A 26499-nucleotide genomic window follows, 5' to 3' on the forward strand; every position below is an offset into this window, starting at 1 on the left:
TACCGAGGTTACTGATGCGTTTCAGCGTGGAGGCGTGTTTAAAAACTGACTGCCTGGTCGCGGGTTTTTTGTGGGAGCGAGCCTGCTCGCGAAGGCGGTTTACCAGTCCGGCAAATGAGGCTAACGCAAAGCTTTCGCGAGCAGGCTCGCTCCCACAGGGGATTTGTGTCAGCTCGGGAGCAAGCGTTCCAGGCCGACGAAGGGGCACGCCGCGAGGAGGTCCTTGAGCAAGCGCCCATCGGCCAGGCGCAGGTCGGCGGGCGCGAGCTCGGCCAGCGGATACAGGACAAAGGCTCGGGCGTGCATATGGTAATGAGGGACTTTGAGGCGCGGCTCGTCGATCAGGTGATCACCGAACAACAGAATATCCAGGTCCAGGGTGCGCGGGCCCCAGCGCTCGAGGCGCTCGCGACCCTGGCCGGTTTCGATGGCCTGTAGTGCATCGAGCAAGTCCAGCGGCGCGAGATTGCTGTCCAGCGCCGCAACGGCATTGGTATAGCGCGGCTGGCCGGGGAGCAGGGAGTCGCTTTGATAGAACGCTGAAACGCCCGCCAATCGCGTCTCGGGCAGTCGCGCCAGCGCCTCGACGGCGCTGCGCAATTGTTCGGCGGGCTCGGCCAGGTTGCTGCCCATGCCGATGTAGATGCGTTCCATCGATCACTCGCCCGAGGCGCTTGGCGCACCGGCACGTTTGCGCTTGGCGCCACTGCTGCGGCGACGTTTGCGCGGGCCGCTGGCGCCGTCATCCTTGCCGCTCAGTTCGCGAATCATGTCGCGGCGCTCGCTGTCGTTGGCGTCCTGGTAATCGGTCCACCATTCGCCCAGGCCATCGGTCTGTTCGCCGGCGCTTTCGCGCAGCAGCAGGAAGTCGTAACCGGCGCGGAAACGCGGGTTGTCCAGCAGCAGATCGGCGCGTTTGCCGCTGCGCCGCGGCAGGCGTTCTTGCATATCCCAGATCTCGCGGATCGGCATCGTGAAGCGTTTTGGAATGGCGATGCGCTGGCATTGCTCTGCGATCAGCTCATGGGCGGCTTCCTGCATCGCCGGAATCGGCGGCATGCCGCGTTCCTGCAAACGCAGGACCCGGGCGGGCAGGGCGGGCCAGAGCAAGGCGGCGAACAGGAACGCCGGGGTCACCGGTTTGTTCTGCTTGATGCGCAGGTCGGTGTTGATCAACGCTTCGCTGATCAAGGTGTGGGTGTAGGTCGGGTTGTATTCCAGCGCCTCGGCACTGGCGGGGAACAGCGGGTCGAACAGCTGAAGGTCGACGAGCATTTCGAAGGTGTCTGCGGCGTGACCCGACAGGAACAACTTGAGCACTTCTTCGAACAGCCGCGCCGACGGGATTTCCCTCAGCATCGGCGCCAGTTCGCGAATCGGCAGGGCGCTGTGCTTTTCAATGCCAAAATCCAGCTTGGCGGCGAAACGCACGGCCCGCAGCATCCGCACCGGGTCTTCCTGGTAACGCTGCCTGGGATCGCCAATCAGGCGGATAAGTCGGTTGCGGATATCGTGAACGCCGTTGGCGTAATCGAGGATGCGTTCGCTGACCGGGTCGTAATATAGCGCGTTGATGGTGAAGTCGCGGCGCTGCGCGTCTTCTTCCAATGTGCCGTAGACGTTATCGCGCAGGATGCGCCCGCTCTCGTTGCGCGAAGACTGGTTGCTGTCTTCTTCTTCGTCGTTTTGCGGGTGGTTGGCGCGGAACGTCGCGACCTCGATGATTTCGCGGCCGAAGTGGATGTGCACCAGCTTGAAGCGCCGCCCGATGATCCGCGCATTGCGGAACTCGGCTCGTATCTGCTCAGGCGTGGCACTGGTGGCGACGTCGAAATCCTTGGGCGTGATATTGAGCAGCATGTCGCGCACGCAACCACCGACCAGGTAAGCCTGGTAGCCGGCGTTCTGCAGGCGTTCGACGATGTTCACCGCGTAACGGCTGAATTGGGCCTTTTGCAACGAATGCTGGCCGCTGTTGAGCACTTCAGGCGTGCTGCGGATGTGTTGCGTACGACGCAAGGGAGAACGGAATGACTGGAACAGCTTCTTCAGCATGGGATGCACTGTTTGAAGGAATATTCGGCCAAAAACGAGGAATGACCGCATGATGGGCGGGGATTCTAGCATTTAGTCGAGGGATGGTGTAGGACACAGGAGTTTTGAGCTGCAAGCTTTAGGCGACGAGCTTGTAGGCTGCGGGGAAGGCGGAATGACAGAAACCACAAGGGGAGCCGAAGCTCCCCCAGAATTAGTTGCGTGCTCTGTTTTTATTATTGGTTTCGGGCTTTTTGTTTTTGTTGAGTGCCCGCGCCACGAGATTTCCCTTCGTGACCCTCCCAATCGGGAGCCAAGAGCAAACGGATTGCTTTGGTCGCTGTGTTGCAGTGATCAATCGATCCAACCAGTTCAGGCACCTGTCTTGAGACAGTTTTGTTGTTCTCGGCCTGGTTGTGGGGCAAGCCCCAAATACAACGCCTCTCCAAAAGAATCAGTTAGCTGCGCCTCTCGCCGTCTTGTTTTTATTGTGCGTGAGTCGATTCGTCTTATTTTTATTGTCTTGTGCATTGCTTGTTATTGTTCTTGTACCAAAGCTATAGCAGGGTGCGTGCCAACTTTTGGCAGGCCCAGCGAAACCGGGGGTTCTACGGTTATAGGGGTTTTTTCGAGGCGAAAAAAAGCCGGGGTTTCGTTACCGTAAACCCCGGCATCTGTTACGTGAAAAAGCTGAGGTAACAGTTTTTTCACATCCTGCGGTGTTACCTGCGTGTTTCAGCTCTCGCTGGCAACGCCGGTCTTGCGTCGTGGGATACCCAGGCGCTGGCGGCGCTCCCACAGGCACTTGCGGCTCACGCCCAGCTTGCGCGCCAGTTCCGTCTCGGTCATGTGGTCCTGGTGCTCCAGGACGAAGTGCTGGAAGTAGTCCTCCAGCGACAGGTCTTCGGTGGGCTCGTGGCTGGTGTTGTTGGCGCCGCCGCCCTGTTGAGGGGCCAGGCCGATGAATTCTTCATCGTCCAGGTCACTCAATTCGATGTCGATCCCCAGCAGGTCGGCGGAAATTTCCGGGCTCTCGCAAAGGATCACCGCGCGCTCCACGGCGTTTTCCAGCTCACGGACGTTACCCGGCCAGGCGTAATGACGAATGGCTTGTTCGGCGTCGGGGGCAAACTTCAGGTCGGTGCGGTTGACCCGCGCGCTCTGGCGGGCGAGGAAGGCATTGGCAATCTCGTTGACGTCCGCGCCGCGCTCGCGCAGTGGCGGCAGCTTCAGGGCAATCACGTGCAGCCGGTAATACAGGTCTTCACGGAACTGACCGATTTTCGCCAGGCTCTTGAGGTCGCGGTGCGTCGCGGCGATCAGGCGCACATCGACCTTTTGCGACTGGACCGAACCGACTCGACGAATCTCGCCTTCCTGGAGGACGCGCAACAGCCGCGCTTGGGCTTCCAGGGGCAGCTCGCCGATTTCGTCAAGAAACAGCGTGCCTCCGTCCGCCGCTTCGACTAGGCCGGCACGCCCTGCGCTGGCACCGGTGAAGGCGCCTTTCTCATGGCCGAACAGCTCGGACTCGATCAGGCTTTCCGGGATGGCCGCACAGTTCACCGAAATCATTGGCGCCTTGGCTCGGCGCGACAGGTTATGCAGCGCCCTGGCCACCAGCTCCTTGCCGGTGCCGGACTCGCCCTGGATCAGGACGTTGGAATCGGTCGGCGCCACTTTGCGGATCTTGCTGTAGAGGTCCTGCATGGGTGGGCAGGAGCCGATGATGCCGATTTCGCCGTTGCTGTTGCTGGCGCCCGCCTTGCCTGGAGCCGCGGCCTTGCCGTTCGTCGGTTCCGAAGGCTGGCTGCTCGCCGTTTGTCGGTCACGCAGGATTCGAGCGACGGCCTGAAGCATTTCGTCGTGGTCGAACGGCTTGGCAATGTAGTCGACCGCACCCATTTTCATGGAGTCGACCGCCGAGCGCAGGCTGGCATAACTGGTCATGATCAGCACAGGCGTGCCCTGGCCGAGTTTGATCAACTCGGTCCCCGGGGCACCAGGCAAGCGCAGGTCACTGACGATCAGGTCAAACGTTGGAATGCTGAAACGCTCTTGTGCTTCCTGCACGGAACCGGCTTCGCTGACCTGGTACTGGTTGCGTTCCAGCAGGCGGCGCAAGGCGGAGCGGATAATTGTTTCGTCTTCGACGATCAAAATGTGCGGCATTGATTCGATTCTCTCGACGGTCTCAGTTCACAGCGGACGTCGCTTCGACATGACGCGGCAAGGTCACCCGGATACGGGTGCCGCGTTGGCTCTGAACATCGGCCGGGCTGTCGATGGTGATTTGTCCATAATGCTCTTCAACGATGGAATAGACCAGTGCGAGGCCCAGACCGGTGCCTTCGCCAGGATCCTTGGTGGTAAAGAAAGGTTCGAACAATCGATCCATGATGTTCTGTGGGATACCGCTGCCTTCGTCTTCGACGATCAGGTCGACCGTGTGTTCAAAGGCTTCGCTCTTGACCCGTACCGCGCTGCCGGCCGGGGAGGCGTCGCGCGCGTTGGAAAGCAGGTTGATCAGCACCTGGGCGAGCCGTTGGGGATCACCATCGACCCAATGATCGGGGTCGCACAGGTTGAAGAACTGCACTTCGAAATTGCGCCGGTTGAGTGCCAGCAGGCCAATGGCGTCCTGGGCGACTTCGGCCAGGCACACCGGCTCGTCGTTGTGCTGGTGGCCGCCGGCGTGGGCGAAACTCATCAGGGACTGGACAATGCGCGACACGCGCTTGGTCTGTTCGAGAATCTGCCCGCTGATTTCCGTCAGTTCACCGTCGTCCTCGCGTTCCTCGCGCAGGTTCTGCGCCAGGCAGGCGATGCCGGTGATCGGGTTGCCGATTTCGTGGGCTACGCCGGCGGCCAGTCGTCCGATGCTGGCCAGGCGCTCGGAGTGGACCAGTTTGTCTTCGAGCATCTGGGTGTCGGTCAGGTCTTCCACCAGCAGCACCAGGCCGCTGTTGCCCGGCGCCAACGGCTCGTCGATCGCCGCCTTGTGCAGGTTCAGCCACCGGGTCTGGCCGTCGAGAGCCAAGTGCTGTTTGTGCAGGTGTTCGTCCGGCAGGTCGATGAAGCCTTGCAGCAAACCTTTCCACGGCTCGCCCAGGGTACTCAGGCGCGAGCCGACCACGCGCTGGGCGGCTATGCCGGTCAGCTCTTCCATGGCCTTGTTCCACATGAGGATTTCCTGGTCCTTGGCCAGCGAACAGACGCCCATCGGCAGTTCCTGCAGGGTCTGGCGGTGGTAGCGGCGCAAGGCATCCAGCTCGGCGGCGAGGCCAGTGAGGCGCGAATGGTAGTCCTCGAGGCGGCTTTCAATGAAGTGGATGTCTTCGGTCACGTAGTTTTCGCCGCCCGCCTTATAAGGCAGGAAGGTTTCGACCATGTCCTGGGCCACGCTGGGGCCCATCAGGCCGGACAGGTTGGCTTCGATCCGGTCGCGCAAGCGACGCAACGCGTACGGGCGACGCTCATCGAACGGCAGGTAAAGATCGCGCAGGGCCTGTTCGACTTCCTTTTGTGCGGCCTTGGCTCCCAGCGGCTTGGCCAGTTGCGTGGCGAATTCCTGGGGCGAGGCGGCGTGCAGTTCGCGGCGTTGCGGGCGACGCACGTTATCCACGGCGCAGGCTTCGGCGGCGCTGGCTTCTTCACTGCTGGCGTTGGTGAACAGCGAGATCAGGGTGAACATCAGCACGTTCGCCGCCAGCGAGGCGATGGCTGCCATGTGCCAGCTGGTGTCGTCGAGCACGTAGATCATGTTCAGCAGCGGGATGTAGAACCCCTGCAGGTTGCCCAGCAGCGGCAACAGCATGGCGACCAGCCAGACCAGGATCCCGGCCATCAGGCCGGCGATAAAGCCGCGGCGGTTGGCGGTTGGCCAATACAGGACCGACAGCACGCCGGGCAGGAACTGCAGGGTGGCGACGAACGCGACGATGCCCAGGTTGGCCAGGTCCTGCCCGTCGCCCAGCATCAGGTAGAAACCATAACCGGCCATGATGATCGCAACGATCAGCGCGCGGCGGGTCCATTTCAACCAGCGGTAGATGTTTCCTTCCGCCGGCGGCTGGTAGAGCGGCAGGACCAGATGATTGAGGGCCATGCCCGACAACGCCAAAGTGGTGACGATGATCAGGCCGCTGGCCGCCGACAGCCCGCCGATATAGGCCAGCAATGCCAGGGCCTTGCTGTTGGCGGCAATGCCGATGCCGAGGGTGAAGTATTCCGGATTGGTGCTGGCGCCAAGTTTCAGGCCTGCCCACAGAATCAGTGGCACCGCCAGGCTCATCAACAGCAGGAACAGCGGCAGGCCCCAGCTCGCGCTGACCAGTGAGCGCGGGTTGAGGTTTTCGGTGAAGGTCATGTGGTACATGTGCGGCATCACGATTGCCGAGGCGAAGAACACCAGCAACAGCGTGCGCCACGGGCCTTCCTGCAACGGCGTATGCAGGGCGGCGAGGGCGGTCTGGTTCTGCAACAGCCAAAGCTCGAGCTGCTGCGGGCCATCGAACACGCCGTACAGCGCGTAGAGGCCGACGCCACCGATGGCGATCAGCTTGATCACCGATTCAAAGGCAATGGCGAATACCAGGCCTTCGTGTTTTTCCCGGGTGGCGATGTGCCGGGAGCCGAAAAAAATCGTGAACAGAATGATCAGCGCGCAGAAGCTCAGCGCTACTCGATGTTGCACCGGTTCGCGGGTCAGGATGCTGATGGAATCGGCCACGGCCTGGATTTGCAGGGCCAGCAGCGGTAACACGCCGACCAGCATGAAGATCGTGGTCAGCGCGCCGGCCCAGGTGCTGCGAAAGCGGAAGGCGAACAGGTCGGCCAGCGATGACAATTGGTAGGTACGGGTGATCTTCAGGATTGGATAGAGCAACACCGGCGCCAGCAGGAAGGCCCCGGACACCCCAAGGTAGCTGGACAGGAAACCATAGCCATACTGATAGGCCAGCCCGACCGTGCCATAAAACGCCCATGCGCTGGCGTAGACCCCCAGCGACAAGGTGTAGGTCAGCGGGTGGCGGATGATCGCCCGGGGGATCATGCCTCGTTCGCTGATCCAGGCCACGCCGAACAGCACCGCCAGGTAGGCGGCGCTGATCAGGATCATCTGGGTCAGGCTAAAGCTCATCGGCATCTTTTTGGCTCTGCAGGATGAAGGTCACGACGATCAGGATCAGCCAGAGCAGATACGGCCGATACCAGGCACCCGTGGCATCGATCCACCAATCCATGATGGCCGGGGAGAACAGGTAGATCCCGACTACCAAAAGCAGGACCAAGCGATAGATGTACATCCCGGCCTCTCTTTGTTTATGCGCGTGCCCGAAAACGTGCGGCGATGGTAACGGATAGGCGGCAGGCTGCAAGGGCCGTCATGGTATTTGCGCTTCGGGCAGGGTGAGGACGCGCGGGATCTTGGTCGCATCCCAGTGCCGAATGCCCCAGGCCAGCAGTTCGCGGGGGCTGGCATCGCAGAGCTCCGGGCCCGGTTGCTGGCCCAGTGCGCGCAATGCCCGCAACAGCAGCGGTGTAGCCTGGTCCGCTGTCAGCGGCGGTGAACGATAGGATTTGCCAAGTTTGTGCCCGTCGGGCTGGGTGATCAGCGGCACATGCAGGTAACGCGGTTGTGGCAGCCCGAGGAGTTCCTGCAGGTAGAGCTGGCGTGGCGTGGAGTCGAGCAGGTCAGCGCCGCGGACGATATCGGTGACGCCTTGCCAGGCGTCGTCCAGCACCACCGCCAGCTGATAGGCGTAGAGCCCGTCACGACGACGGATTACGAAATCACCGGCCTCACGGCCCAGATGCTGGCGAAATTCGCCCTGGACCCGGTCGGTGAAATGATATTCAAGCTCGGGGACACGCAGGCGGATGGCGGTGTCCTCGGTGTCGTGGCCGGCGTTGCGGCATAGCCCTGGGTAAATACCCTGATACGGTTCCAGTTGCTTGCGCGAACAGGTGCAGGCGTAGGCAAGGCCTTGGCTGAACAAGCGATCAATGACCAGTTGATAGGCTTCATGGCGGTCGCTCTGGCGGACCATTTCGCCATCCCATTCAAAACCATAGGTTTGCAGCGCATTCAGGATCGCCGCTTGCGCGCCGGGCTCTTCCCGCGGTGGGTCGAGGTCTTCCATGCGCAACAACCAGCGCCCGCCGACGGCCCGGGCATCGAGGTACGACGCCAGGGCGGCGACCAGCGAGCCGAAGTGCAGGTGGCCGCTGGGGGTGGGGGCGAAGCGTCCGATGTAGGCAGTCATAAGGCGAATATCATTGGGGTCAGGGCGGTAGGCAATCTCGACAACAAAACATATCCCCTGTGGGAGCGAGCCTGCTCGCGAAAACTGTGTATCTGTCACGTCAGGGCTGGCTGACCCACCGCTTTCGCGAGCAGGCTCGCTCCCACAGAGGGATAATCAGCCTGGAGAAATATTGGAAATAAAAAACGGAGCGTATGAACGCTCCGTTTCGGTTACAGCCCCGGCGATTACTTGCCGACCTGTTTTTCCTTGATTTCCGCCAGGGTCTTGCAGTCGACGCACATGTCTGCGGTTGGACGTGCTTCCAGTCGCTTGACGCCGATCTCGACGCCGCAGGACTCGCACCAGCCGTATTCTTCGTCTTCGATCAGTTGCAGCGTCTTGTCGATTTTCTTGATCAGCTTGCGTTCCCGGTCACGGGCGCGCAGTTCGAGGGCGAACTCTTCTTCCTGGCTGGCACGGTCGGCCGGGTCGGGGAAGTTGGCAGCGTCGTCCTTCATATGGTCCACGGTGCGGTCGACTTCCAGCATCAAGTCCTGTTTCCACTTGTTCAGGATCTTGGTGAAGTGCGCGCGCATCGGGGCGCCCATGTACTCTTCGCCCGCTTGTGGGATATACGGCTCAAACCCGCTGAGCGACTGATTTTGATTCTGCTTTGCTTGGGTGGGCATGAATGGACCGCCTCTACTCTTGTAATCCACTACGCAGGATTGCTCCATCACCGACACCTGCCGGCCCTGCGGCTGCAAGCGGGCGAACTTACCAGATCAAATCGGGCCGCGCTACTCCCGGTTGTCGAGCCTGCGGCGGCCGGGGCCTGTAAAACGTGGCCGGGTTCGCTTCGGTGGGGATGCAATCCTGCTCAATGCTTGATTCTAGTCAAGCCTGGGCCAATCGCCGGAACCATTTCCAGCGATCTACGGTAGGACCATCGGGTATTCGCGCTCGTTCCCGCACCGCTGCCCGAGTTGGGTAGAATCGGTTCTTTTTTCGTGAAGGATGGCCCCAATGGCCCAGCCCTACAGCGCACGCAGCCGTGCCATCGAACCGTTCCATGTCATGGCGCTGCTGGCACGCGCCAACGAATTGCAGGCTGCCGGGCACGACGTCATCCATCTGGAGATCGGCGAGCCGGACTTCACCACCGCCGAGCCGATCATCCAGGCCGGCCAGGCCGCCCTGGCGGCCGGCAAGACCCGTTACACCGCAGCCCGCGGCATTCCCGAGTTGCGCGAGGCCATCGCCGGCTTTTATGCGCAGCGCCACGGCGTTGACATCGATCCGCGGCGCATCCTGGTCACGCCGGGTGGGTCTGGTGCCTTGTTGCTGACCAGTGCCCTGCTCGTCGACCCGGGCAAGCATTGGTTGCTGGCCGATCCTGGCTACCCCTGCAACCGCCATTTCCTGCGTCTGATCGAAGGTGCGGCGCAATTGGTGCCAGTAGGGCCGGACGTGCGTTACCAACTGACCCCGGACCTGGTGGATCGCCATTGGGACCACGACAGCGTGGGGGCATTGGTGGCATCGCCGGCCAACCCGACCGGGACGATTCTCTCTCGGGACGAGTTGGCCGGGTTGTCCAGGGCAATCAAGGGCCACAATGGCCACTTGGTCGTCGATGAGATCTATCACGGCCTGACCTACGGCACCGACGCCGCCAGTGTGCTGGAAGTCGACGACGATGCTTTTGTCCTAAACAGTTTTTCCAAGTATTTCGGCATGACCGGTTGGCGGCTCGGTTGGCTGGTGGCTCCTTCGGCGGCGGTCAGCGAGCTGGAGAAACTTGCGCAGAATCTTTACATCAGTGCGCCGAGCATGGCCCAGTACGCGGCCCTGGCCTGTTTCGAACCCGCGACCATCGAGATTTTCGAGCAGCGTCGTGCCGAGTTCGCGCGGCGTCGCGACTTCCTGCTGCCGGCGTTGCGTGAGTTGGGATTCGGCATCGCGGTGGAGCCCGAAGGTGCGTTCTATCTTTACGCCGATATCAACGCGTTTGGCGGCGATGCCTTTGCGTTCTGCCAGCATTTCCTGGAAACCGAACACGTGGCGTTCACGCCGGGGCTGGATTTCGGTCGGCACCAGGCCGGTCATCATGTGCGTTTTGCCTACACCCAAAGCCTGCCTCGGCTACAGGAAGCGGTGACGCGAATCGAACGTGGGCTGCGGAGCTGGCGAGGCTGATGCGTTTTTCTCCTGCACTGGAAGAAGGTCGGCTGATTCGACGTTACAAGCGTTTTCTCGCCGATATCGAGACCGTTGACGGCGAACTGCTCACTATCCACTGCCCGAACACCGGCTCGATGCTCAATTGCATGGCCGAGGGCGCGCGTGTCTGGTTCAGCCGCTCCAGCGACCCCAAGCGCAAGCTGCCAGGGACCTGGGAAATAGGCGAAACCCCTCAGGGCCGGTTGGCCTGCATCAACACCGCGCGAGCCAACCCCCTGGTTGAAGAGGCGCTGCGCGCGGGTGTCATCAAGGAGCTGAACGGTTTTGTCGGGCTGAAGCGAGAAGTCGCCTACGGCGTGGAGAACAGCCGTATCGATTTTCGACTCGACTATGCCGACCAGACCTCGGCCTGGGTCGAGGTCAAAAGTGTCACGCTGGGTTTCGATGCAACAAATGTGGCGGCATTTCCCGATGCGGTGACGCTGCGTGGCGCCAAACATCTGCGGGAACTGGCTTGTCTGGCCCGCGACGGCGTACGGGCGGTGCAGCTGTATTGCGTAAACCTGAGTGGCATCGACGCGGTGCGCCCGGCGCAGGAAATCGACCCGGTGTACGCGGCGGCGTTGCGTGAGGCGGTGGCCGCCGGGGTGGAAGTGTTGGCCTACGGGGTCACCTTGACGCCGGAGCAGATATGGGTGGATCGCCCGCTGCCGGTATTGCTTGAACCGCTACAGGTCGACCCAGATGCCCTGATCATCCTCCCGGCTGTCTAGCGCGGCCAGGAACTGCCCGGCGCAAGGGCCGGCGACGCATTCACCGCTTTCAATCAGGAATAGCGCGCCATGGGTCGCGCACTGGATCAGGCTGGCGCTGGGGTCGAGGAACTGGTCGGGTTGCCACTCCAGCGGCACGCCGCGATGCGGGCAGCGGTTGAGGTAGACGTAGGCCTGGCCCGCTCGCCGCACGGCCAGGACCTTGCGCCCCTTGATGTCGAAGCCGCGACTGTTGTTGTCCGGTAACTCAGCGGCGCTGCAAAGAAATTTCATTTCTGTCCTCGATGAACCCTGTGGGAGCGGGCTTGCTCGCGAAAGCGTCGGTCCATCCTGCATTTATGTTGCCTGGCACAACGCCTTCGCGAGCAAGCCCGCTCCCACAAGGTTCTCGCGTTTTTCTGGACGATCCAAGCTTGACGGTCAAATGAAAACAATTATCAAATGGCGCCTCCTTCACAGGTGACCGAGGATACGTCGCCAGGCTCGGCCCTGTGAAAAATTTCTCTGAGGAAGCTGTCCGATGCGCTTGAATTTCCGCGTTGCTGCGCTCTGTGTCGTCCTTTTGGCCAGCCAGGGAGCGCTGGCGGCCGATCTGCCGCAACGCTGGGTGAGCGCTGGGGGTGCCTTGTCGGAATGGGTCAGTGCGCTCGGCGGTGAGTCGAAGCTGGTGGGCGTGGACACCACCAGCCAGCATCCCGAGTCGTTGCGAGCGCTGCCCAGCATCGGTTATCAGCGACAGCTGTCGGCGGAGGGCGTGCTGAGCTTGCGGCCGCAAATTCTGGTGGGTACCGAAGAAATGGGACCGCCGCCGGTGCTCGCGCAAATTCGTGCGGCCGGGGTGCCGGTCGAGTTGTTCTCGGCGGCACCGAGCCTGGAGGCGCTTCAGACCAATCTGCGTCACCTGGGGCAGCTCTTGGGGGCCGAGACCAAGGCTGCGGAGTTGTTCGATGACTATCAACAACGGCTTTCCCAGCACGCGGTCCGCGTAAACGCAGCCCGGCTCAAGCAGAAGGCGCCTGGCGTATTGCTGCTGGTGGGCAATGCTGGCGGCAAATCGCTGATCGCCGGTAAAGGCACCGCCGCCGACTGGTTGCTGGAGCAAGCCGGTGGTCACAACCTGGCGACCCACAGCGGCTACAAACCGTTTTCCGTGGAAACCCTTGCCAGCTTGAATCCTGAAGTGCTGGTCTTTGCCGATCGAGCCTTGACCGGCGAAGAAGCGCGCGCCGCGCTGTTCAAGGAAAATCCGATCTTGTCCTCGACCCGGGCCGCCAAGAGTGGGCGTGTCATGGAACTGGACCCGACGCTGCTGGTGGGCGGATTGGGTCCGCGCCTGCCGCAAAACCTGGTGAAGCTCACCGACGGTTTTTATCCGGTCAAGACCCCATGAGTGCGCTGGTCAAGCCACGCACTTTATTCATTGGGTTGGGCCTGCTATGCCTGCTGGCGATCTGGTTGTCCCTGGCCTTGGGGCCGGTGAGCTTGCCGCTGTTCGATACCCTGCGCGCCGCCATGCGCCTGTCGGGCTTGCCGGTGGCTGCCGATGGCCTGGAGCAGGCCGAACTGATCCTTGGCCAGATCCGCCTGCCGCGCACCTTGCTGGGGCTGGCGGTGGGCGGGGTATTGGCGTTATCCGGCGTGGCGATGCAGGGGCTGTTTCGCAACCCGCTGGCGGACCCGGGGCTGGTCGGGGTTTCCAGTGGTGCGGCGCTGGGGGCAGCGTTTGCCATCGTCGGCGGTTCGATGCTGGGCGGGCTGCCCGGAGCGCTGGGACCTTATCTATTGTCACTGTGTGCGTTCCTCGGCGGGCTCGGGGTTACGGCGCTGGTCTATCGCCTCGGCCGGCGCAACGGTCAGACTCACGTCGCGACCATGCTTCTGGCCGGGATCGCCCTGACCGCGCTGTCCGGCTCGGCGGTCGGCTTGTTCACTTACCTGGCGGATGACGCGACCCTGCGCACCCTGACGTTCTGGAACCTGGGCAGCCTGAACGGCGCCACCTACGCGCGCTTGTGGCCCCTGCTGCTGGTCAGCATCGGCGTGGCGATCTGGTTGCCGCGTCGGGCCCGTGCGCTCAACGCCTTGTTGCTCGGCGAGTCCGAGGCCGCGCACCTGGGCATTGACGTCGAACGGCTCAAGCGTGAGCTGGTGTTCTGCACGGCGCTGGGCGTTGGGGCCGCGGTGGCGGCTGCGGGCATGATCGGTTTTGTCGGGCTGGTGGTGCCGCATCTGGTAAGGCTGATGGCGGGCCCCGACCATCGCGTCCTGCTACCGGCTTCAATCCTGGCCGGGGCGAGCTTGCTGCTGTTCGCCGATCTGGTGGCGCGCCTCGCGCTGGCCCCGGCGGAATTGCCCATCGGCATTGTCACGGCATTCATCGGCGCACCGTTCTTCCTGTATCTGTTGCTGCGGGGGCGTGCCTGATGCTGCGAGCACATGACCTGCATATTCTCCGGGGACGCAAAACCGTACTGGCGGACATCGACTTTCAGCTCAATCCCGGCGAAGTGCTCGGTGTGCTCGGGCCCAACGGTGCGGGGAAAAGTACGCTGCTGGCAGGCTTGTGTGGCGAGTTGCGTCCGGCCCGGGGCCAGGTCTGGCTCGACGACAGGCCCCTCGCCCAGTGGGGCGGCGCCGAGCGCGCCCGTCGTCTGGCGGTGTTGCCACAATCATCGACCCTGGATTTTGCATTCCGCGTGGAAGAGGTGGTGGGCATGGGGCGCCTGCCCCACCGGAGCGGCCAGGTGCGGGACGCGCAGATCGTTGAATCGGCATTACAGGCCGCGGATGCCACGCATCTGTATGGCCGCAACTACCTGACCCTGTCCGGTGGCGAACGCCAGCGGGTGCACTTGGCGCGGGTGCTGGCGCAACTGTGGCCGGGCGAGGTGGGGCAGACGCTGTTGTTGGACGAGCCGACTTCGATGCTCGATCCGTTGCACCAGCACACCATCCTGCAAGCGGTGCGTGAATTCGCCGGTCGCGGCGCCGCCGTGCTGGTGATCCTGCATGACCTGAACCTGGCGGCGCGTTACTGTGACCGCCTGTTGCTACTCGCGTCCGGCCGGCCGGTGGCCCTGGACACGCCCCGGCAAGTGCTGCGCCCGGAGCCGCTCAAGGCGGTATTCGGCCTGGAAGTGCTGGTGCAGTCCCATCCGGAACGCGGGCATCCGTTGATCATCGCCCGCTGAGGCAATCTGGAGGATGCAGATGTGCGCCTGTTCCTGATCCTGGCTTTGAGCGTGTTGACGGCTTGCCAAAGTATCGCGCCGCCTCCGGTCAACGGACGGATCCTTGACCTGCAAAATGGCCAGGCCCTCTCGTCGCCTACGTTGGTCGAGCGCTTGGCGAAGGCCTCGCGTGTCGTGGTCGGAGAGCAGCACGACAACCGCGACCATCATGTGTTGCAACGCTGGTTGCTCCAGGCCTTGGCCGGACAGCGAGCCCAAGGCAGCTTGCTCTTGGAGATGCTGACGCCACAGCAGCAGCCGAAGGTCGACGCGGTTCGCCGGTTGCCAGCCTTGCCCAAGGATTTGCCCGGCGCGCTGGACTGGTCGCCGGGTTGGGATTGGAACCTGTACGGACCCGTGGTGGAGTTCGCCTTGCCTCAGCCTTACCCGGTGCTGGCGGCCAATCTTGACCGTACGGAGATCCAGCGCGTTTATCGTCAAATGCCCTTGGTGGAGGGTGAGCGCTCCAATTCGTCCGTGGTGAAGGAAAAGCTGCTGGGACAGATCCGCGAGTCCCACTGCGGCCTGCTGCCGGAGTCGCAGATGCCGGCGATGCTGGCGGTCCAGCAGCAGCGAGACCGGCGGATGGCGGAGCAGTTGCTCAAGGCGCCGACGCCTGCATTGTTGTTTGCCGGTGCCTGGCATGGGCGAAAAGACGTCGGCGTGCCGCTGCATGTGCGGGACTTGGGCGCCAACGAAGCGCCGGTTGTGCTGATGCTGGCCGAGGAGGGGAGCAACGTTACGTCGGCCATGGCTGATTATGTGTGGTACACCCCGGCCACCCCGCCTCAGGATTACTGCGCGCGGATGCGTGAACAACAAGGCAAGTGATATTCCGGGCAAAAAAAGACCCGGCAAAAGCCGGGTCAAATAACCGTGATTAGCCTGATGAGGAGATATCTGAGAGTCCGAACCAAGGGCTTTTCAAATATCGACCAGTCTCGCGACCGGATGTGGTAATCATAGCGATTCTCATTTCCAAGTCAAACAAAGTTTTTCGATTCGCCAAAAATAATGGGGCGGCGCGATGGGGGGCGGCGAAAACCGTGCGTCAGGCTTTGTGGCGAGCCGAAATGGCATCCAGCTGTTTATTGAGGGCTTCCTTGCGTTCAGCGGGAATATCGTTCCAATGCATGTCCATCAATGCGCCTTCGATGGCATACAGCAATACCTTTGATGCCCGGAACCCGCGGGTGCGAACGGCGCGGTAGGCGTCCACCGCGCCGAGGCGGCGAAGATCCGAGGCGCTGTGGATGCCCACGGCATGCAGCCACTGGGCTGACGTCTTGCCCAGATTTTTCAGGTGTTGCAGTTCATCATTCATCGAGCCTCCTTGCGACGGCCGACTGGTGCAGTGGGCAAGCTTCTCAGGAGTGTAGCGGTCAGTAGGAAAAGCGTGATTGTTTGGTCGGAATCGACGCAAAACCTTCTAATGCATTACGCACGATAGGTGGAAAACGACAAAAACGGCACGTCGTCCAGCGCAGGCGGGGGCGCTGGAGGTCTGTTCGATGCCGGGCCTCGGTTGCTTCAGGCTTAGCGGGTGCGGTAGCGCAGGCGTGTGCCGAAATTCATTGACATCAGGATCTCATCGGCCGACAGCTCGGGCGGAAAGTAGGCACCGGAAATCTGCGCGTGGGCGAGGCTCGCGCCTTCCAGCGACGAGTTACGAAAATCGACGCCGCGCAAATCGGCGGAACGGAAATAGGCATCGGTGAAATCGACGTTGTCCGCGTTCAGTTCCCGCAGGTCAAGACCACGGAAATCGCCGCCGCGCATGTCGATCGGCCCTTGAGGCCGTTCGTTGTTGAAGCCGGCAATATCGTCGTTGCGCAACAAGGCATAAAGCGGGGTGTCGAGAAGCTTGGGGTGGCTCATTTCATATCACCTGCTGGTTTTATGACGCCAGTATAGTGCCACTATTTGACGGCCGTGAAGCCGGGCGTCGCTTCACGGCCGAAATAATTCCTACAGTCCCGGCAGGCGCTGACGGATCTGCGCGACCACAACATCCAGCGTGCCGCTTTCGTTGGTCTGAACCCGTTTGCTGCAAAGGATTTCCGCCGGGGTCAACGCTTCGCGGCCGGCCTGTTGGGCGGCGATGACGGCCAGGTTCGCGTCGGACGGGTCCTTCTGGTCCGCCTGGCGCTGGGCGAGCCGGCTTTCGATCACCGCCTGCGGCGCGTCGCAGTCGAGGATCAGGAACGGCGCCCCCGTGCCTTCGGCGATCCCGGCGGCGGCGTCACGCTGCTCACGCTTGAGGTAGGTGGCGTCGATTACCACCGGGAAACCTGCATGCAGGATCGCGTCGGCAATTTCATGCAGGCGGGCGTAGGTGGTGCTGCTGGCGTCGCTGCTATAAATGCCGGCCTGGGGGTCGTTCGATACTTGCTGTTCGCCGAACAGGCGCTTGCGCTCCACGTCCGAGCGCAGGCGAATCGCGCCCAGGGCCTCTACCAGGCGCATCGCGACGTGACTTTTGCCTACGGCGGAAACACCGTGGGTAATCGCCAGGAAGCGCGACGGGATGGTGCTGTAGCTTTCGGCCAGGTTGGCATAGTTGCGGTACTGGCGCAGAGTCGTGGCACGCTGCACCGGATCGGCTTCGGCGGGCATGCTGAACAGCGCGACCTTGGCGCGGACCAGGGCGCGGTAGGCCTTGTAGAAATTCAACAGCTCCAGGCCCTGGTAATCGCCCGTCAGCTCCAGGTACTGGCTGACGAACCGCCGCGCCAGTGACTTGAGGCCGCGGTCTTCAAGGTCCATCGCCAGGAACGCGGTGTCGGCGTAGACGTCGGTGAAACGGAACGGCTCGTTAAACTCGATGCAGTCGAAAATCACTACCTGGCCATCGATCACGGTGGCATTGCCCAGGTGGATGTCGCCGTGGCATTCGCGGGTGAAGCCTTCGGTCTTGCGCTGGGCCAGCAGCGGCTTGAGGCGTTCGAAGCTGCTTTCGGCCCAGGCTTGCAGGGCTTCGAGTTGCAGCAGGTCAGCCTTGTCGCTGAGGAACGGACGGATCTGTTCGAAATTCTGCCGCACCGGCGCCATGACGCTGTCCGGCGTGCCTGCCGCGTTGTCGGCGGGCACCTTGGGCGTCGAAAGATGGAACTGGGCGATCTGCGCGGCCATTTCATCAATGTGCGCGGTGGTCAGTTCGCCGTTGGCCTGGAGCGTGCTGAGCAGTTGGCTCTGGGGAAATTGGCGCATCTTCAGGGCATATTCGATGGCCGGACCATCACCGCCGAGGCTTGGCGCTTCGGTGCTGCCGGTAATCGGCAGGACTTCCAGGTAGAGGTCCTGGGTCAGGCGCTGGTTCAGGCGCAGTTCTTCAGCGCAAAAATGCTTGCGCGCGTCGAGGCTGGTGAAGTCGAGGAAACCGAAATTGACCGGTTTCTTGAATTTGTAGGCGTAGGGCCCGGTGAGCAATACCCAGGAAATATGGGTTTCGATGACCTGGAACCCTTCGACGGGATGCGGGTAAAGGGCCGGGTTTTGCAGGGCAGCGATCAGTGATTGGCTCACGGGCGATCCTTCAGAGGCGGGAAAATTCAAGGCGCTCATTATGGCGGCAAGCGAGGCTAACGCAAACCTTGGCGGACGCATGTTGAACCACGCCAAAGTGCGTATAATCCGCCGCCATGACTCGTACCCGATCCCCCCGTACCCCCAAGAAACCTCCCGCCAGCCGCCTGCGGCCCTGGCTGGGCTGGGCCCTTAAACTGAGCCTGGTGGGCCTTGTCGTGCTCGCCGGTTTTGCCGTCTACCTCGATGCCGTGGTCCAGGAGAAATTCTCCGGCAAGCGCTGGACCATTCCGGCCAAGGTCTACGCGCGGCCGCTGGAGCTGTTCGTCGGACAAAAGCTCAGCAAGGAGGATTTCCTGACCGAGCTCGATGCCTTGGGTTATCGCCGCGAAAGCGTGGCCAATGGCCCGGGTGCAGCTTCGGTCAATGGCAACACCATCGACATCAATACTCGCGGCTTCCAGTTCTATGAAGGCATGGAGCAGGCGCAGCCGGTGCGGGTGCGTTTCTCCGGTGACTATGTGGCCGCGCTGACGGGCGCCAACAATGCGAGCCTGTCGGTGGTGCGCCTCGAGCCGCTGCTGATTGGTGGGTTGTACCCGAAAAATCTCGAAGACCGGATCCTGATCAAGATCGACCAGGTGCCGCCGTTCCTGCTTGAAACCCTGATCGCCGTCGAAGACCGTGATTTCTACCATCACTTCGGCGTCTCGCCCAAGTCGATTGCCCGGGCTGTCTGGGTCAATACCTCGTCGGGACACATGCGCCAGGGCGGCAGTACCCTGACCCAGCAGTTGGTCAAGAACTTCTACCTGACCAACGAACGCAGCCTGACCCGCAAGCTCACCGAAGCGATGATGGCGTTGTTGCTGGAGTTGCATTACAGCAAGCAGGAAATTCTCGAGGCCTACCTCAACGAGGTCTTTGTCGGCCAGGACGGCCAGCGAGCGGTGCACGGTTTCGGCCTGGCCAGCCAGTTCTTCTTCAGCCAGCCGCTGTCCGAGCTCAAGTTGCACCAGGTGGCGTTGCTGGTCGGCATGGTCAAGGGGCCGTCTTCCTACAACCCGCGTCGCAATCCGGAGCGCGCCCTCGAGCGGCGCAACCTGGTCTTGGACTTGTTGCAGCAACAAGGCGTGGCCACGGCCGAGCAGGTGGAAGCGGCGAAAAAGATGCCGCTGGGCGTGACCAAGCGCGGCAGCCTGGCGGACAGTTCGTTCCCGGGCTTCATGGACCTGGTCAAGCGTCAGCTGCGCGAAGACTATCGCGACGAAGACTTGACCGAAGAGGGCTTGCGCATCTTCACCAGCTTCGATCCGATCCTGCAGATGAAAGCCGAGGCCTCGGTCAATGACACCTTCAAGCGCCTGGCGGGGCGCAAGGGCTCTGACGAAGTCGAAGCGGCCATGGTCGTGACCAACCCGGAAACCGGCGAAGTCCAGGCGATGATCGGCAGCCGTCAGGCCAGCTATGCCGGTTTCAACCGGGCGCTGGATGCGGTGCGCCCGATCGGCTCGCTGATCAAGCCGGCGGTGTACCTCACCGCTCTGGAAAAACCGAGCCAGTACACGCTGACCAGTTGGCTCTCCGACGAGTCATTCTCGGTCAAGGGCGCGGACGGCCAGGTCTGGACGCCGCAAAACTATGATCGTCGTCCCCACGGCACGGTATTCCTTTATCAGGGCCTGGCGCATTCCTACAACCTCTCAACGGCTCGCCTCGGGCTGGAAGTCGGCGTGCCGAATGTGCTCAAGACCTTGGCGCGCCTGGGGGTGAACCGCGAGTTCCCGGCTTTCCCGTCGATGCTGTTGGGCGCCGGTGGCCTGACCCCGATCGAAGTGGCCGCGATGTACCAGACCCTGGCCAACGGTGGTTTCAATACGCCGATGCGTGGCATCCGCAGTGTGCTGACCGCCGACGGCGAGCCGCTCAAGCGTTATCCGTTCCAGATCCAGCAGCGTTTCGATCCGGCTTCCATTTATCTGATCCAGAGCGCCATGCAGCGGGTCATGCGTGAAGGTACCGGCAGCTCGGTCTATAACGTGCTTCCGCGGACGCTGACCCTGGCGGGCAAGACCGGCACCAGTAACGATTCGCGCGACAGTTGGTTCGCCGGGTTCAGCCAGGACTTGCTGGCGGTGGTCTGGCTGGGGCGTGACGACAACGGCAAGACGCCGTTCACCGGCGCCACCGGCGCATTGCAGGTTTGGACCAGTTTCATGCGCAAGGCCGACCCGTTGCCGCTGGACATGCCGCAACCGGACAACATCGTCCAGGCCTGGGTCGATTCACGCACCGGGCAGGGCTCCGACGCGAATTGCCCGGGCGCGGTTCAGATGCCGTATATTCGCGGCAGCGAACCGCCGCCAGGTGCGGCGTGTGGCGGCCAGAACCCAGCCGAATCGGTGATGGATTGGGTCAAGGACTGGGTGAATTAAGCAAAGAGGGTTTCAAGTGAACAAGTGGTTGATTCCAGCGGTAACCGCCGTGGCTTTGCTCAGCGGCTGCTCTACCGTACAGCGCGGCTCGATTCCGGTTGTCGACTCCGGTACCGCCGTTTCCAACAGCGAGCGGGTCTCGGCCAATGGCGGTTTCCGTCAGACGACCGTAAAGCGGCCGGTGCAGGGTGCTCAGACCCAGGCGATTCCCCAGGGTGATACGGGCGTCGTGGTGATGGTGCCCGGTGGTGGCGCTGCCACGTCGGCACCCATCAGCAGCACGCCGATCACACCGGGGCCGATCACGCCGGGTCCTATCGAGACCTCGCCGATCGACCAGGGCAGCTACAGCATGCCATCGACGCCGAGCAGCATCCCGTCGGCGAGCTCCGGTGGCTTGTCCGCCGATGAGCAACTGGATGGTCCGGTGTTGGCGCTGCTGACTACGGCCCAACAGCAGCAGGCCGGTGGTGACCTCAACGGCGCGTCTTCCAGCCTCGAGCGCGCCCAGCGTGTCGCGCCGCGCGAGCCTCAGGTTCTTTATCGACTGGCCCAGGTACGCATGGCCCAGGGCGATGCGCCGCAAGCCGAGCAACTGGCGCGCCGCGGCCTGACATTCTCCAGCGGCCGGCCGGCACTCCAGGCAAGCCTGTGGGAACTGATTGCCCAGGCCCGCGAGAAACAAGGCGACTCCGCTGGCGCCGCACTGGCCCGTCAGAAAGCCAAGGTTTCACTCTGATGGATGTTCGTTTTCCCCAGATCGCCGATCAGTTGCTGCTGATCGAGCGCGAACTGCGCGTCCAGGGTTGGTGGAGCAGCGTTTCGCCTTCGGTCGAGGCGCTGGCGAGTGTCGAGCCGTTCGCGGTCGATACCCTGGATTTCGAACAGTGGCTGCAATGGATCTTCCTGCCGCGAATGAAGGCGATCCTGGAAAACGACCTGCCACTGCCTAACGCTTCGGGCATTCTGGCCATGGCCGAAATGGTCTATGCCCAGCGGCCAGGGCAGGGCGCCGAGTTGCAGCGGTTGCTGGCGCAGTTCGACCAGTTGATCAGCGACGCCCGCTGACTTCCCTCACTGGCAGTGTTCTTCGATCTGCTTGCGGGTCTCATCGATGCGCTGGCGCCGCTCTTCATCCGTGAGCCGGCGCATTTCGCCTTCCACGTCTTCCCTGACCCTGGGATTGTTCTGCAGTTGCGCCAGGTTGGTCCTGGCCTGCTCGCAGAACGCCTTGAGTTGGGCTTCCTGCTCGGCAACCTGCTGCTTTACTTGTTGATCGATGGCTTTTTGATCGCCGACGACATCGCCGGTAACAGGTGCTGCCTGCTTGGGAGCGGGCGGTGCGGATCTGCCCACGGTTGTCGCCTCTACGCCTTGCGGCGGCTGGGCGCCGAAGTGGGTCACGCCCTGGGCGTCCACCCATTTGTAAATCTGGCCGGCCATGCTCATCGGGCTCAGGCCCGCCAGCAGGCAGGCCGTCAATAACATCGTTCGCATGCTGTTTCCTTGTCCTGGGTTGCGCAATTGAAGCTAACAGAGTAGCCGTTTAAAGGTTTTTTCTTGCGTTCTCATGTGCTTACTTCAATAAAGCACATTGACGACTTGACTTGCAGAGGGCGAAACAGAAGAATCCAAAGTCCGCTGTAGAGGGACTGCCAGAAGCAGACCCACTCGGCAGATCATGAGGCGCACATCCGCGCCGACCTGTTACACCCGCAACGCGTTACCTCGCGCTGGGTGGGAAAGGCCCGCAACACTTGGGACGATCCCAATACTTGCTCAGTCAGTGCTGACGTAGTCGGCGACCACCGTCGCTCATGCTCTGCCGAGAAGTAAACCTATTAAGACCCGTCCCCTTTTTGTGGGTCGGTATTCTGGCGTTTTAGAGGTGAACAACGTGGAGCTTTTATCTGGCGGTGAGATGCTCGTCCGCTTCTTGCGTGACGAAGGCGTCAAATATATCTACGGGTACCCCGGCGGTGCTCTTCTTCATGTCTATGATGCCCTGTTCAAAGAACCGGAAGTGACCCACATCCTGGTTCGCCATGAACAAGCGGCCACCCACATGGCGGACGGCTATGCCCGCGCCACCGGCAAGGCCGGCGTGGTTCTGGTGACATCCGGTCCTGGCGCCACGAACGCCATCACCGGTATCGCCACGGCCTACATGGACTCGATCCCGATGGTGATCATCTCTGGCCAGGTGCCCAGCACCATGGTCGGTACCGATGCGTTCCAGGAAACCGACATGATCGGTATCTCCCGGCCGATCGTGAAGCACAGCTTCATGATCAAGCACGCCTCGGAAATCCCGGAGGTCATGAAAAAAGCCTTTTACCTGGCTGAGTCCGGTCGTCCAGGCCCGGTCGTGGTCGACGTGCCGAAAGACATGACCAACCCGGCCGAGAAATTCGAGTACATCTATCCGAAAAAAGCCAAGCTGCGCTCTTACAGCCCGGCCGTACGCGGTCACTCGGGACAAATCCGCAAGGCCGCCGAAATGCTGCTCGCGGCCAAGCGCCCGGTCCTGTACTCGGGTGGTGGGGTCATCCTCGGTGGTGGCTCCGCGCCGCTGACCGAATTGGCCAAGATGCTCAACCTGCCGGTTACCAATACCTTGATGGGGCTTGGCGCCTACCCGGGCACCGACCGCCAGTTTATCGGCATGCTCGGCATGCACGGCAGCTACACCGCCAACCTGGCGATGCACCATGCCGATGTCATCCTGGCCGTGGGCGCGCGTTTCGACGACCGGGTCATCAACGGCCCGGCGAAATTCTGCCCGAACGCCAAGATCATCCACATCGACATCGACCCGGCGTCCATCTCCAAGACCATCAAGGCAGACGTGCCGATTGTCGGTCCGGTCGAGAGCGTGCTGACCGAGATGGTCGCCATCCTCAAGGAAATCGGCGAGGCTCCGAACAAGGAGTCCGTGGCCGCCTGGTGGAAACAGGTCGATGAATGGCGCGGTGATCGTGGCCTGTTCCCGTACGACAAGGGCGACGGCAGCGTGATCAAGCCGCAGACCGTCATCGAGACCCTGTGCGAAGTGACCAAGGGCGATGCCTTCGTGACTTCCGACGTTGGCCAGCACCAGATGTTCGCGGCGCAATACTACCGGTTCAACAAGCCTAACCGCTGGATCAACTCCGGTGGCCTGGGCACCATGGGCTTCGGCTTCCCGGCGGCCATGGGCGTCAAGTTGAGCTTCCCGGACAACGACGTCGCCTGCGTCACCGGCGAAGGCAGTATCCAGATGAACATCCAGGAGCTGTCGACCTGCCTGCAGTACGGTTTGCCGGTGAAGATCGTCAACCTGAACAACGGTGTACTGGGCATGGTTCGCCAGTGGCAGGACATGAGCTACGGCAGCCGTCATTCGCATTCCTACATGGAGTCGCTGCCGGACTTCGTCAAGCTGGTCGAGGCCTACGGTCACGTGGGCATCCGCATCACCGACCTGAAGGACTTGAAGTCCGGGCTTGAAGAAGCCTTCGCCATGAAGGACCGCCTGGTGTTCCTCGATATCCAGGTCGATACCAGCGAGCACGTCTACCCGATGCAGATCAAAGACGGCTCCATGCGCGATATGTGGCTGAGCAAGACGGAGCGTACCTAATCATGCGACATATTATTTCCTTGCTTCTGGAAAACGAACCGGGTGCTCTGTCTCGTGTAGTGGGCCTGTTCTCGCAGCGCAACTACAACATCGAAAGCCTGACCGTGGCGCCAACCGAGGACCCGACCCTGTCGCGTCTGACGCTGACCACCGTGGGCCACGATGAGGTCATCGAGCAGATCACCAAGAACCTGAACAAGCTGATCGAGGTGGTCAAGCTGGTGGACCTGTCGGAGAGCGCTCATATCGAACGCGAGCTGATGCTGGTCAAGGTCAAGGCCACCGGCGCCCAGCGCGCCGAGATCAAACGCACTACCGATATTTATCGTGGGCAGATCGTCGATGTCAGCGCCAGCGTCTATACCGTTCAGTTGACCGGTACCAGCGACAAGCTCGACAGCTTCATCCAATCGATCGGCACTGCCTCGATCCTGGAAACCGTACGCAGTGGTGTCACCGGGATTGCCCGTGGCGACAAAGTACTGAGCATCTAAACCAAATTAGCGAATGGCCGGAATGGCCGGATATAGGGGAAATTCATGAAAGTTTTCTACGATAAAGATTGCGACCTGTCGATCATCCAGGGCAAAAAAGTCGCCATCATCGGCTACGGCTCCCAAGGTCACGCACAGGCGTGCAACCTCAAGGATTCCGGCGTTGACGTAACTGTCGGCCTGCGCAAAGGCTCGGCCACTGTCGCCAAGGCTGAGGCCCACGGCTTGAAAGTCACCGACGTGGCTTCCGCCGTTGCCGCTGCCGACCTGGTCATGATCCTGACCCCGGACGAATTCCAGTCTGCCCTGTACAAGAACGAAATCGAGCCGAACATCAAGAAAGGCGCCACCCTGGCCTTCTCCCATGGCTTCGCGATCCATTACAACCAGGTTGTGCCGCGCGCCGACCTCGACGTGATCATGATCGCGCCGAAGGCCCCGGGCCACACCGTCCGTTCCGAGTTCGTCAAGGGCGGCGGTATCCCTGACCTGATCGCGATCTACCAGGATGCGTCCGGCAATGCCAAGAACGTTGCGCTGTCCTACGCCGCCGGCGTGGGTGGCGGTCGTACCGGCATCATCGAAACCACCTTCAAGGACGAGACTGAAACCGACCTGTTCGGTGAGCAAGCCGTTCTGTGCGGCGGCACCGTCGAGCTGGTCAAAGCCGGTTTCGAAACCCTGGTTGAAGCTGGCTACGCGCCGGAAATGGCCTACTTCGAGTGCCTGCACGAACTGAAGCTGATCGTTGACCTCATGTACGAAGGCGGTATCGCCAACATGAACTACTCGATCTCCAACAACGCCGAGTACGGCGAGTACGTGACCGGTCCGGAAGTCATCAACGCCGAATCTCGCCAGGCCATGCGCAATGCCCTGAAACGTATTCAGGACGGTGAATACGCCAAGATGTTCATCAGCGAAGGTGCCACCGGCTATCCTTCGATGACCGCCAAGCGCCGCAACAACGCCGCTCACGGTATCGAAATCATCGGCGAGCAACTGCGCTCCATGATGCCGTGGATCGGTGCCAACAAGATCGTCGACAAAGCCAAGAACTGAGTCGCGACTTGATCGAAAAACGCGGCCCTGGCCGCGTTTTTTCGTTTGGGCATTGGCTTCTGGTATAAAGCTGCATCGTTTGCGGCCGAACCGTCGTCCCAGACGCCTGTCGAATTTTTCACACCGTTGCAAGGTACTGTCCATGAGCGAACGTCCCGACGAGCCGAACCAGGCTCCTGACGCCGAAAGCCTGTTGCCCATCGATGAACACGTCGAAGAGGGCCATGACGCTGAAGGCCGTAAGGTCCGGCATCGTGGCATCTATCTGCTGCCGAACCTGTTCACCACCGCGAACCTGTTTGCCGGCTTCTATTCCATCATCAGCTCCATGAGCGCCCAGGCGGCGCTCAGTGCCGGTGATAATTCCGGGGCAAGCCGCTATTTCGCCCTGGCTGCCATTGCGATATTCGTCGCCATGGTGCTCGATGGTCTTGACGGGCGCGTGGCCCGCATGACCAATACCCAGAGCGCATTCGGCGCCGAATACGACTCACTGTCCGACATGGTCGCGTTCGGTGTTGCCCCCGCGTTACTGGCGTTCGGCTGGGCGCTGGGCGACATGGGCAAGGTCGGCTGGATGGTGGCTTTCATCTATGTGGCCGGTGCCGCGTTGCGCCTGGCACGTTTTAACACCCAGGTCGGCACTGCCGACAAACGCTACTTCATCGGTCTCGCGAGCCCTGCAGCCGCGGGCGTGGTGGCCGGCGTGGTCTGGGCATTCAGCGACTACGGCATCCAGGGCTCGAAAATGTCGTTCCTGGTGGCGTTGCTGGTTGCGGCGGCCGGGATGCTGATGGTCAGCAACATCAAATACAACAGCTTCAAGGAACTGGATCTGAAAGGTCGCGTGCCGTTTGTCGCGATCCTGGCTGTGGTTCTGGTGTTCGCC

At 61.8% G+C, this 26499-nt stretch carries 25 protein-coding genes (1 of these 25 only partly in view); 13 read left to right on the plus strand and 12 right to left on the minus strand.

The genetic code is table 11. The annotated features are described in order from the left end of the window. Positions 1-168 precede the first annotated feature (168 nt). The 7 genes from folK to dksA all read right to left on the minus strand — a co-directional run bounded on the left by folK (position 169) and on the right by dksA (position 8974). Positions 169-654: a 2-amino-4-hydroxy-6-hydroxymethyldihydropteridine diphosphokinase gene (gene folK / locus J3P84_RS04685; protein WP_434628238.1), complete on the minus strand. Its 486-nt coding sequence runs from the start codon at positions 652-654 to the stop codon at positions 169-171. Between the two features lie 3 nt (positions 655-657). Beyond that, a complete protein-coding gene (locus J3P84_RS04690; RefSeq protein ID WP_434601856.1) occupies positions 658-2055 on the minus strand; it encodes a polynucleotide adenylyltransferase PcnB in 1398 nt (465 codons plus the stop codon). 714 nt (positions 2056-2769) lie between these two features. Next, entirely contained in the window at positions 2770-4206 is a 1437-nt protein-coding gene (locus J3P84_RS04695) for a sigma-54-dependent transcriptional regulator (RefSeq protein WP_434628241.1), read from the minus strand. A 22-nt stretch (positions 4207-4228) separates the two neighbouring features. Beyond that, positions 4229-7183, minus strand: a complete 2955-nt coding sequence (locus tag J3P84_RS04700; RefSeq protein ID WP_434628244.1) for a sensor histidine kinase — start codon at positions 7181-7183, stop codon at positions 4229-4231. Then, complete coding sequence (locus J3P84_RS04705; protein ID WP_003176118.1) at positions 7167-7343, minus strand: hypothetical protein; 177 nt, start codon at positions 7341-7343, stop codon at positions 7167-7169. The genes J3P84_RS04700 and J3P84_RS04705 overlap by 17 nt, the downstream gene beginning before the upstream one ends. A 78-nt stretch (positions 7344-7421) precedes the next feature. After that, a complete protein-coding gene (gene gluQRS, locus J3P84_RS04710) occupies positions 7422-8303 on the minus strand; it encodes a tRNA glutamyl-Q(34) synthetase GluQRS (protein ID WP_434628247.1) in 882 nt (293 codons plus the stop codon). 227 nt (positions 8304-8530) lie between these two features. Beyond that, positions 8531-8974, minus strand: coding sequence for an RNA polymerase-binding protein DksA (dksA, locus tag J3P84_RS04715; protein WP_434628250.1), 444 nt, complete (start codon positions 8972-8974; stop codon positions 8531-8533). 337 nt (positions 8975-9311) lie between these two features. Here dksA and J3P84_RS04720 point away from each other — a divergent pair, with 337 nt between their 5' ends. Together J3P84_RS04720 and sfsA are read left to right on the plus strand one after the other, a co-directional pair. Continuing rightward, entirely contained in the window at positions 9312-10484 is a 1173-nt protein-coding gene (locus J3P84_RS04720) for a pyridoxal phosphate-dependent aminotransferase (RefSeq protein WP_434628253.1), read from the plus strand. Then, a complete protein-coding gene (gene sfsA / locus J3P84_RS04725) occupies positions 10484-11242 on the plus strand; it encodes a DNA/RNA nuclease SfsA (RefSeq protein ID WP_434628256.1) in 759 nt (252 codons plus the stop codon). The genes J3P84_RS04720 and sfsA overlap by 1 nt, the downstream gene beginning before the upstream one ends. Here the strand turns inward: sfsA and J3P84_RS04730 are convergent. Next, the gene (locus J3P84_RS04730) at positions 11198-11515 is read right to left on the minus strand and encodes a Rieske (2Fe-2S) protein (protein WP_434628259.1); all 318 of its coding nucleotides are present in this window, start codon (positions 11513-11515) and stop codon (positions 11198-11200) included. The genes sfsA and J3P84_RS04730 overlap by 45 nt on opposite strands. A 247-nt stretch (positions 11516-11762) precedes the next feature. Between J3P84_RS04730 and J3P84_RS04735 the strand changes: the two genes are divergently transcribed. Genes J3P84_RS04735 through J3P84_RS04750 form a run of 4 tightly spaced genes read left to right on the plus strand, consistent with a single transcriptional unit; the run spans position 11763 to position 15303 of the window. Next, positions 11763-12632 (plus strand): heme/hemin ABC transporter substrate-binding protein, encoded by an 870-nt coding sequence (locus J3P84_RS04735; RefSeq protein ID WP_434628261.1) that lies wholly within the window; start codon positions 11763-11765, stop codon positions 12630-12632. A gap of 50 nt (positions 12633-12682) precedes the next feature. Beyond that, positions 12683-13666 carry a FecCD family ABC transporter permease gene (locus J3P84_RS04740; RefSeq protein WP_434631159.1) on the plus strand — a complete coding sequence of 328 codons (984 nt, stop codon included), beginning with the start codon at positions 12683-12685 and terminating at the stop codon, positions 13664-13666. Then, positions 13666-14433 carry a heme ABC transporter ATP-binding protein gene (locus J3P84_RS04745; RefSeq protein ID WP_434628264.1) on the plus strand — a complete coding sequence of 256 codons (768 nt, stop codon included), beginning with the start codon at positions 13666-13668 and terminating at the stop codon, positions 14431-14433. The genes J3P84_RS04740 and J3P84_RS04745 overlap by 1 nt, the downstream gene beginning before the upstream one ends. 21 nt (positions 14434-14454) lie before the next feature. Further along, positions 14455-15303 (plus strand): ChaN family lipoprotein, encoded by an 849-nt coding sequence (locus J3P84_RS04750; RefSeq protein WP_434628267.1) that lies wholly within the window; start codon positions 14455-14457, stop codon positions 15301-15303. A gap of 220 nt (positions 15304-15523) precedes the next feature. Here the strand turns inward: J3P84_RS04750 and J3P84_RS04755 are convergent, their stop codons facing one another. The 3 genes from J3P84_RS04755 to J3P84_RS04765 all read right to left on the minus strand — a co-directional run bounded on the left by J3P84_RS04755 (position 15524) and on the right by J3P84_RS04765 (position 17997). Further along, the gene (locus J3P84_RS04755; RefSeq protein WP_039593847.1) at positions 15524-15796 is read right to left on the minus strand and encodes a TfoX/Sxy family protein; all 273 of its coding nucleotides are present in this window, start codon (positions 15794-15796) and stop codon (positions 15524-15526) included. A 212-nt stretch (positions 15797-16008) separates the two neighbouring features. Further along, positions 16009-16350 carry a pentapeptide repeat-containing protein gene (locus tag J3P84_RS04760; protein WP_434628270.1) on the minus strand — a complete coding sequence of 114 codons (342 nt, stop codon included), beginning with the start codon at positions 16348-16350 and terminating at the stop codon, positions 16009-16011. A gap of 90 nt (positions 16351-16440) precedes the next feature. After that, positions 16441-17997, minus strand: coding sequence for an AAA family ATPase (locus J3P84_RS04765; RefSeq protein ID WP_434628272.1), 1557 nt, complete (start codon positions 17995-17997; stop codon positions 16441-16443). Between the two features lie 116 nt (positions 17998-18113). Here J3P84_RS04765 and mrcB point away from each other — a divergent pair, with 116 nt between their 5' ends. From mrcB to J3P84_RS04780, 3 genes are read left to right on the plus strand one after another with little or no spacing between them, the layout of a single operon-like run. After that, positions 18114-20432, plus strand: a complete 2319-nt coding sequence (gene mrcB, locus J3P84_RS04770) for a penicillin-binding protein 1B (RefSeq protein WP_434571803.1) — start codon at positions 18114-18116, stop codon at positions 20430-20432. Between the two features lie 16 nt (positions 20433-20448). Continuing rightward, positions 20449-21171 (plus strand): tetratricopeptide repeat protein, encoded by a 723-nt coding sequence (locus J3P84_RS04775; protein WP_434571804.1) that lies wholly within the window; start codon positions 20449-20451, stop codon positions 21169-21171. Then, positions 21171-21500, plus strand: coding sequence for a YqcC family protein (locus tag J3P84_RS04780; protein ID WP_434628275.1), 330 nt, complete (start codon positions 21171-21173; stop codon positions 21498-21500). The genes J3P84_RS04775 and J3P84_RS04780 overlap by 1 nt, the downstream gene beginning before the upstream one ends. Positions 21501-21506: 6 nt before the next feature. Here the strand turns inward: J3P84_RS04780 and J3P84_RS04785 are convergent, their stop codons facing one another. Continuing rightward, the gene (locus tag J3P84_RS04785) at positions 21507-21929 is read right to left on the minus strand and encodes a DUF4124 domain-containing protein (protein ID WP_434628278.1); all 423 of its coding nucleotides are present in this window, start codon (positions 21927-21929) and stop codon (positions 21507-21509) included. Between the two features lie 400 nt (positions 21930-22329). On the opposite strand from J3P84_RS04785, the gene J3P84_RS04790 reads away from it, so the two are divergent. The 4 genes from J3P84_RS04790 to pssA all read left to right on the plus strand — a co-directional run. Next, a complete protein-coding gene (locus J3P84_RS04790) occupies positions 22330-24054 on the plus strand; it encodes an acetolactate synthase 3 large subunit (RefSeq protein ID WP_305498794.1) in 1725 nt (574 codons plus the stop codon). Positions 24055-24056: 2 nt separating this feature from the next. Further along, positions 24057-24548, plus strand: a complete 492-nt coding sequence (gene ilvN, locus J3P84_RS04795) for an acetolactate synthase small subunit (protein ID WP_003176102.1) — start codon at positions 24057-24059, stop codon at positions 24546-24548. 45 nt (positions 24549-24593) lie between these two features. Next, a complete protein-coding gene (ilvC, locus tag J3P84_RS04800; RefSeq protein ID WP_003185459.1) occupies positions 24594-25610 on the plus strand; it encodes a ketol-acid reductoisomerase in 1017 nt (338 codons plus the stop codon). A gap of 142 nt (positions 25611-25752) precedes the next feature. Continuing rightward, positions 25753-26499: the 5' portion of a CDP-diacylglycerol--serine O-phosphatidyltransferase gene (gene pssA, locus J3P84_RS04805; protein WP_434628281.1), read on the plus strand. Its footprint extends 99 nt past the window's final position; 747 of the gene's 846 nt are visible here — the first part of the coding sequence; its start codon is at positions 25753-25755; its stop codon lies off the right edge, out of view.

The organism is Pseudomonas sp. Z1-29 (assembly GCF_051131995.1).
Taxonomy (GTDB): Bacteria; Pseudomonadota; Gammaproteobacteria; order Pseudomonadales; family Pseudomonadaceae; genus Aquipseudomonas.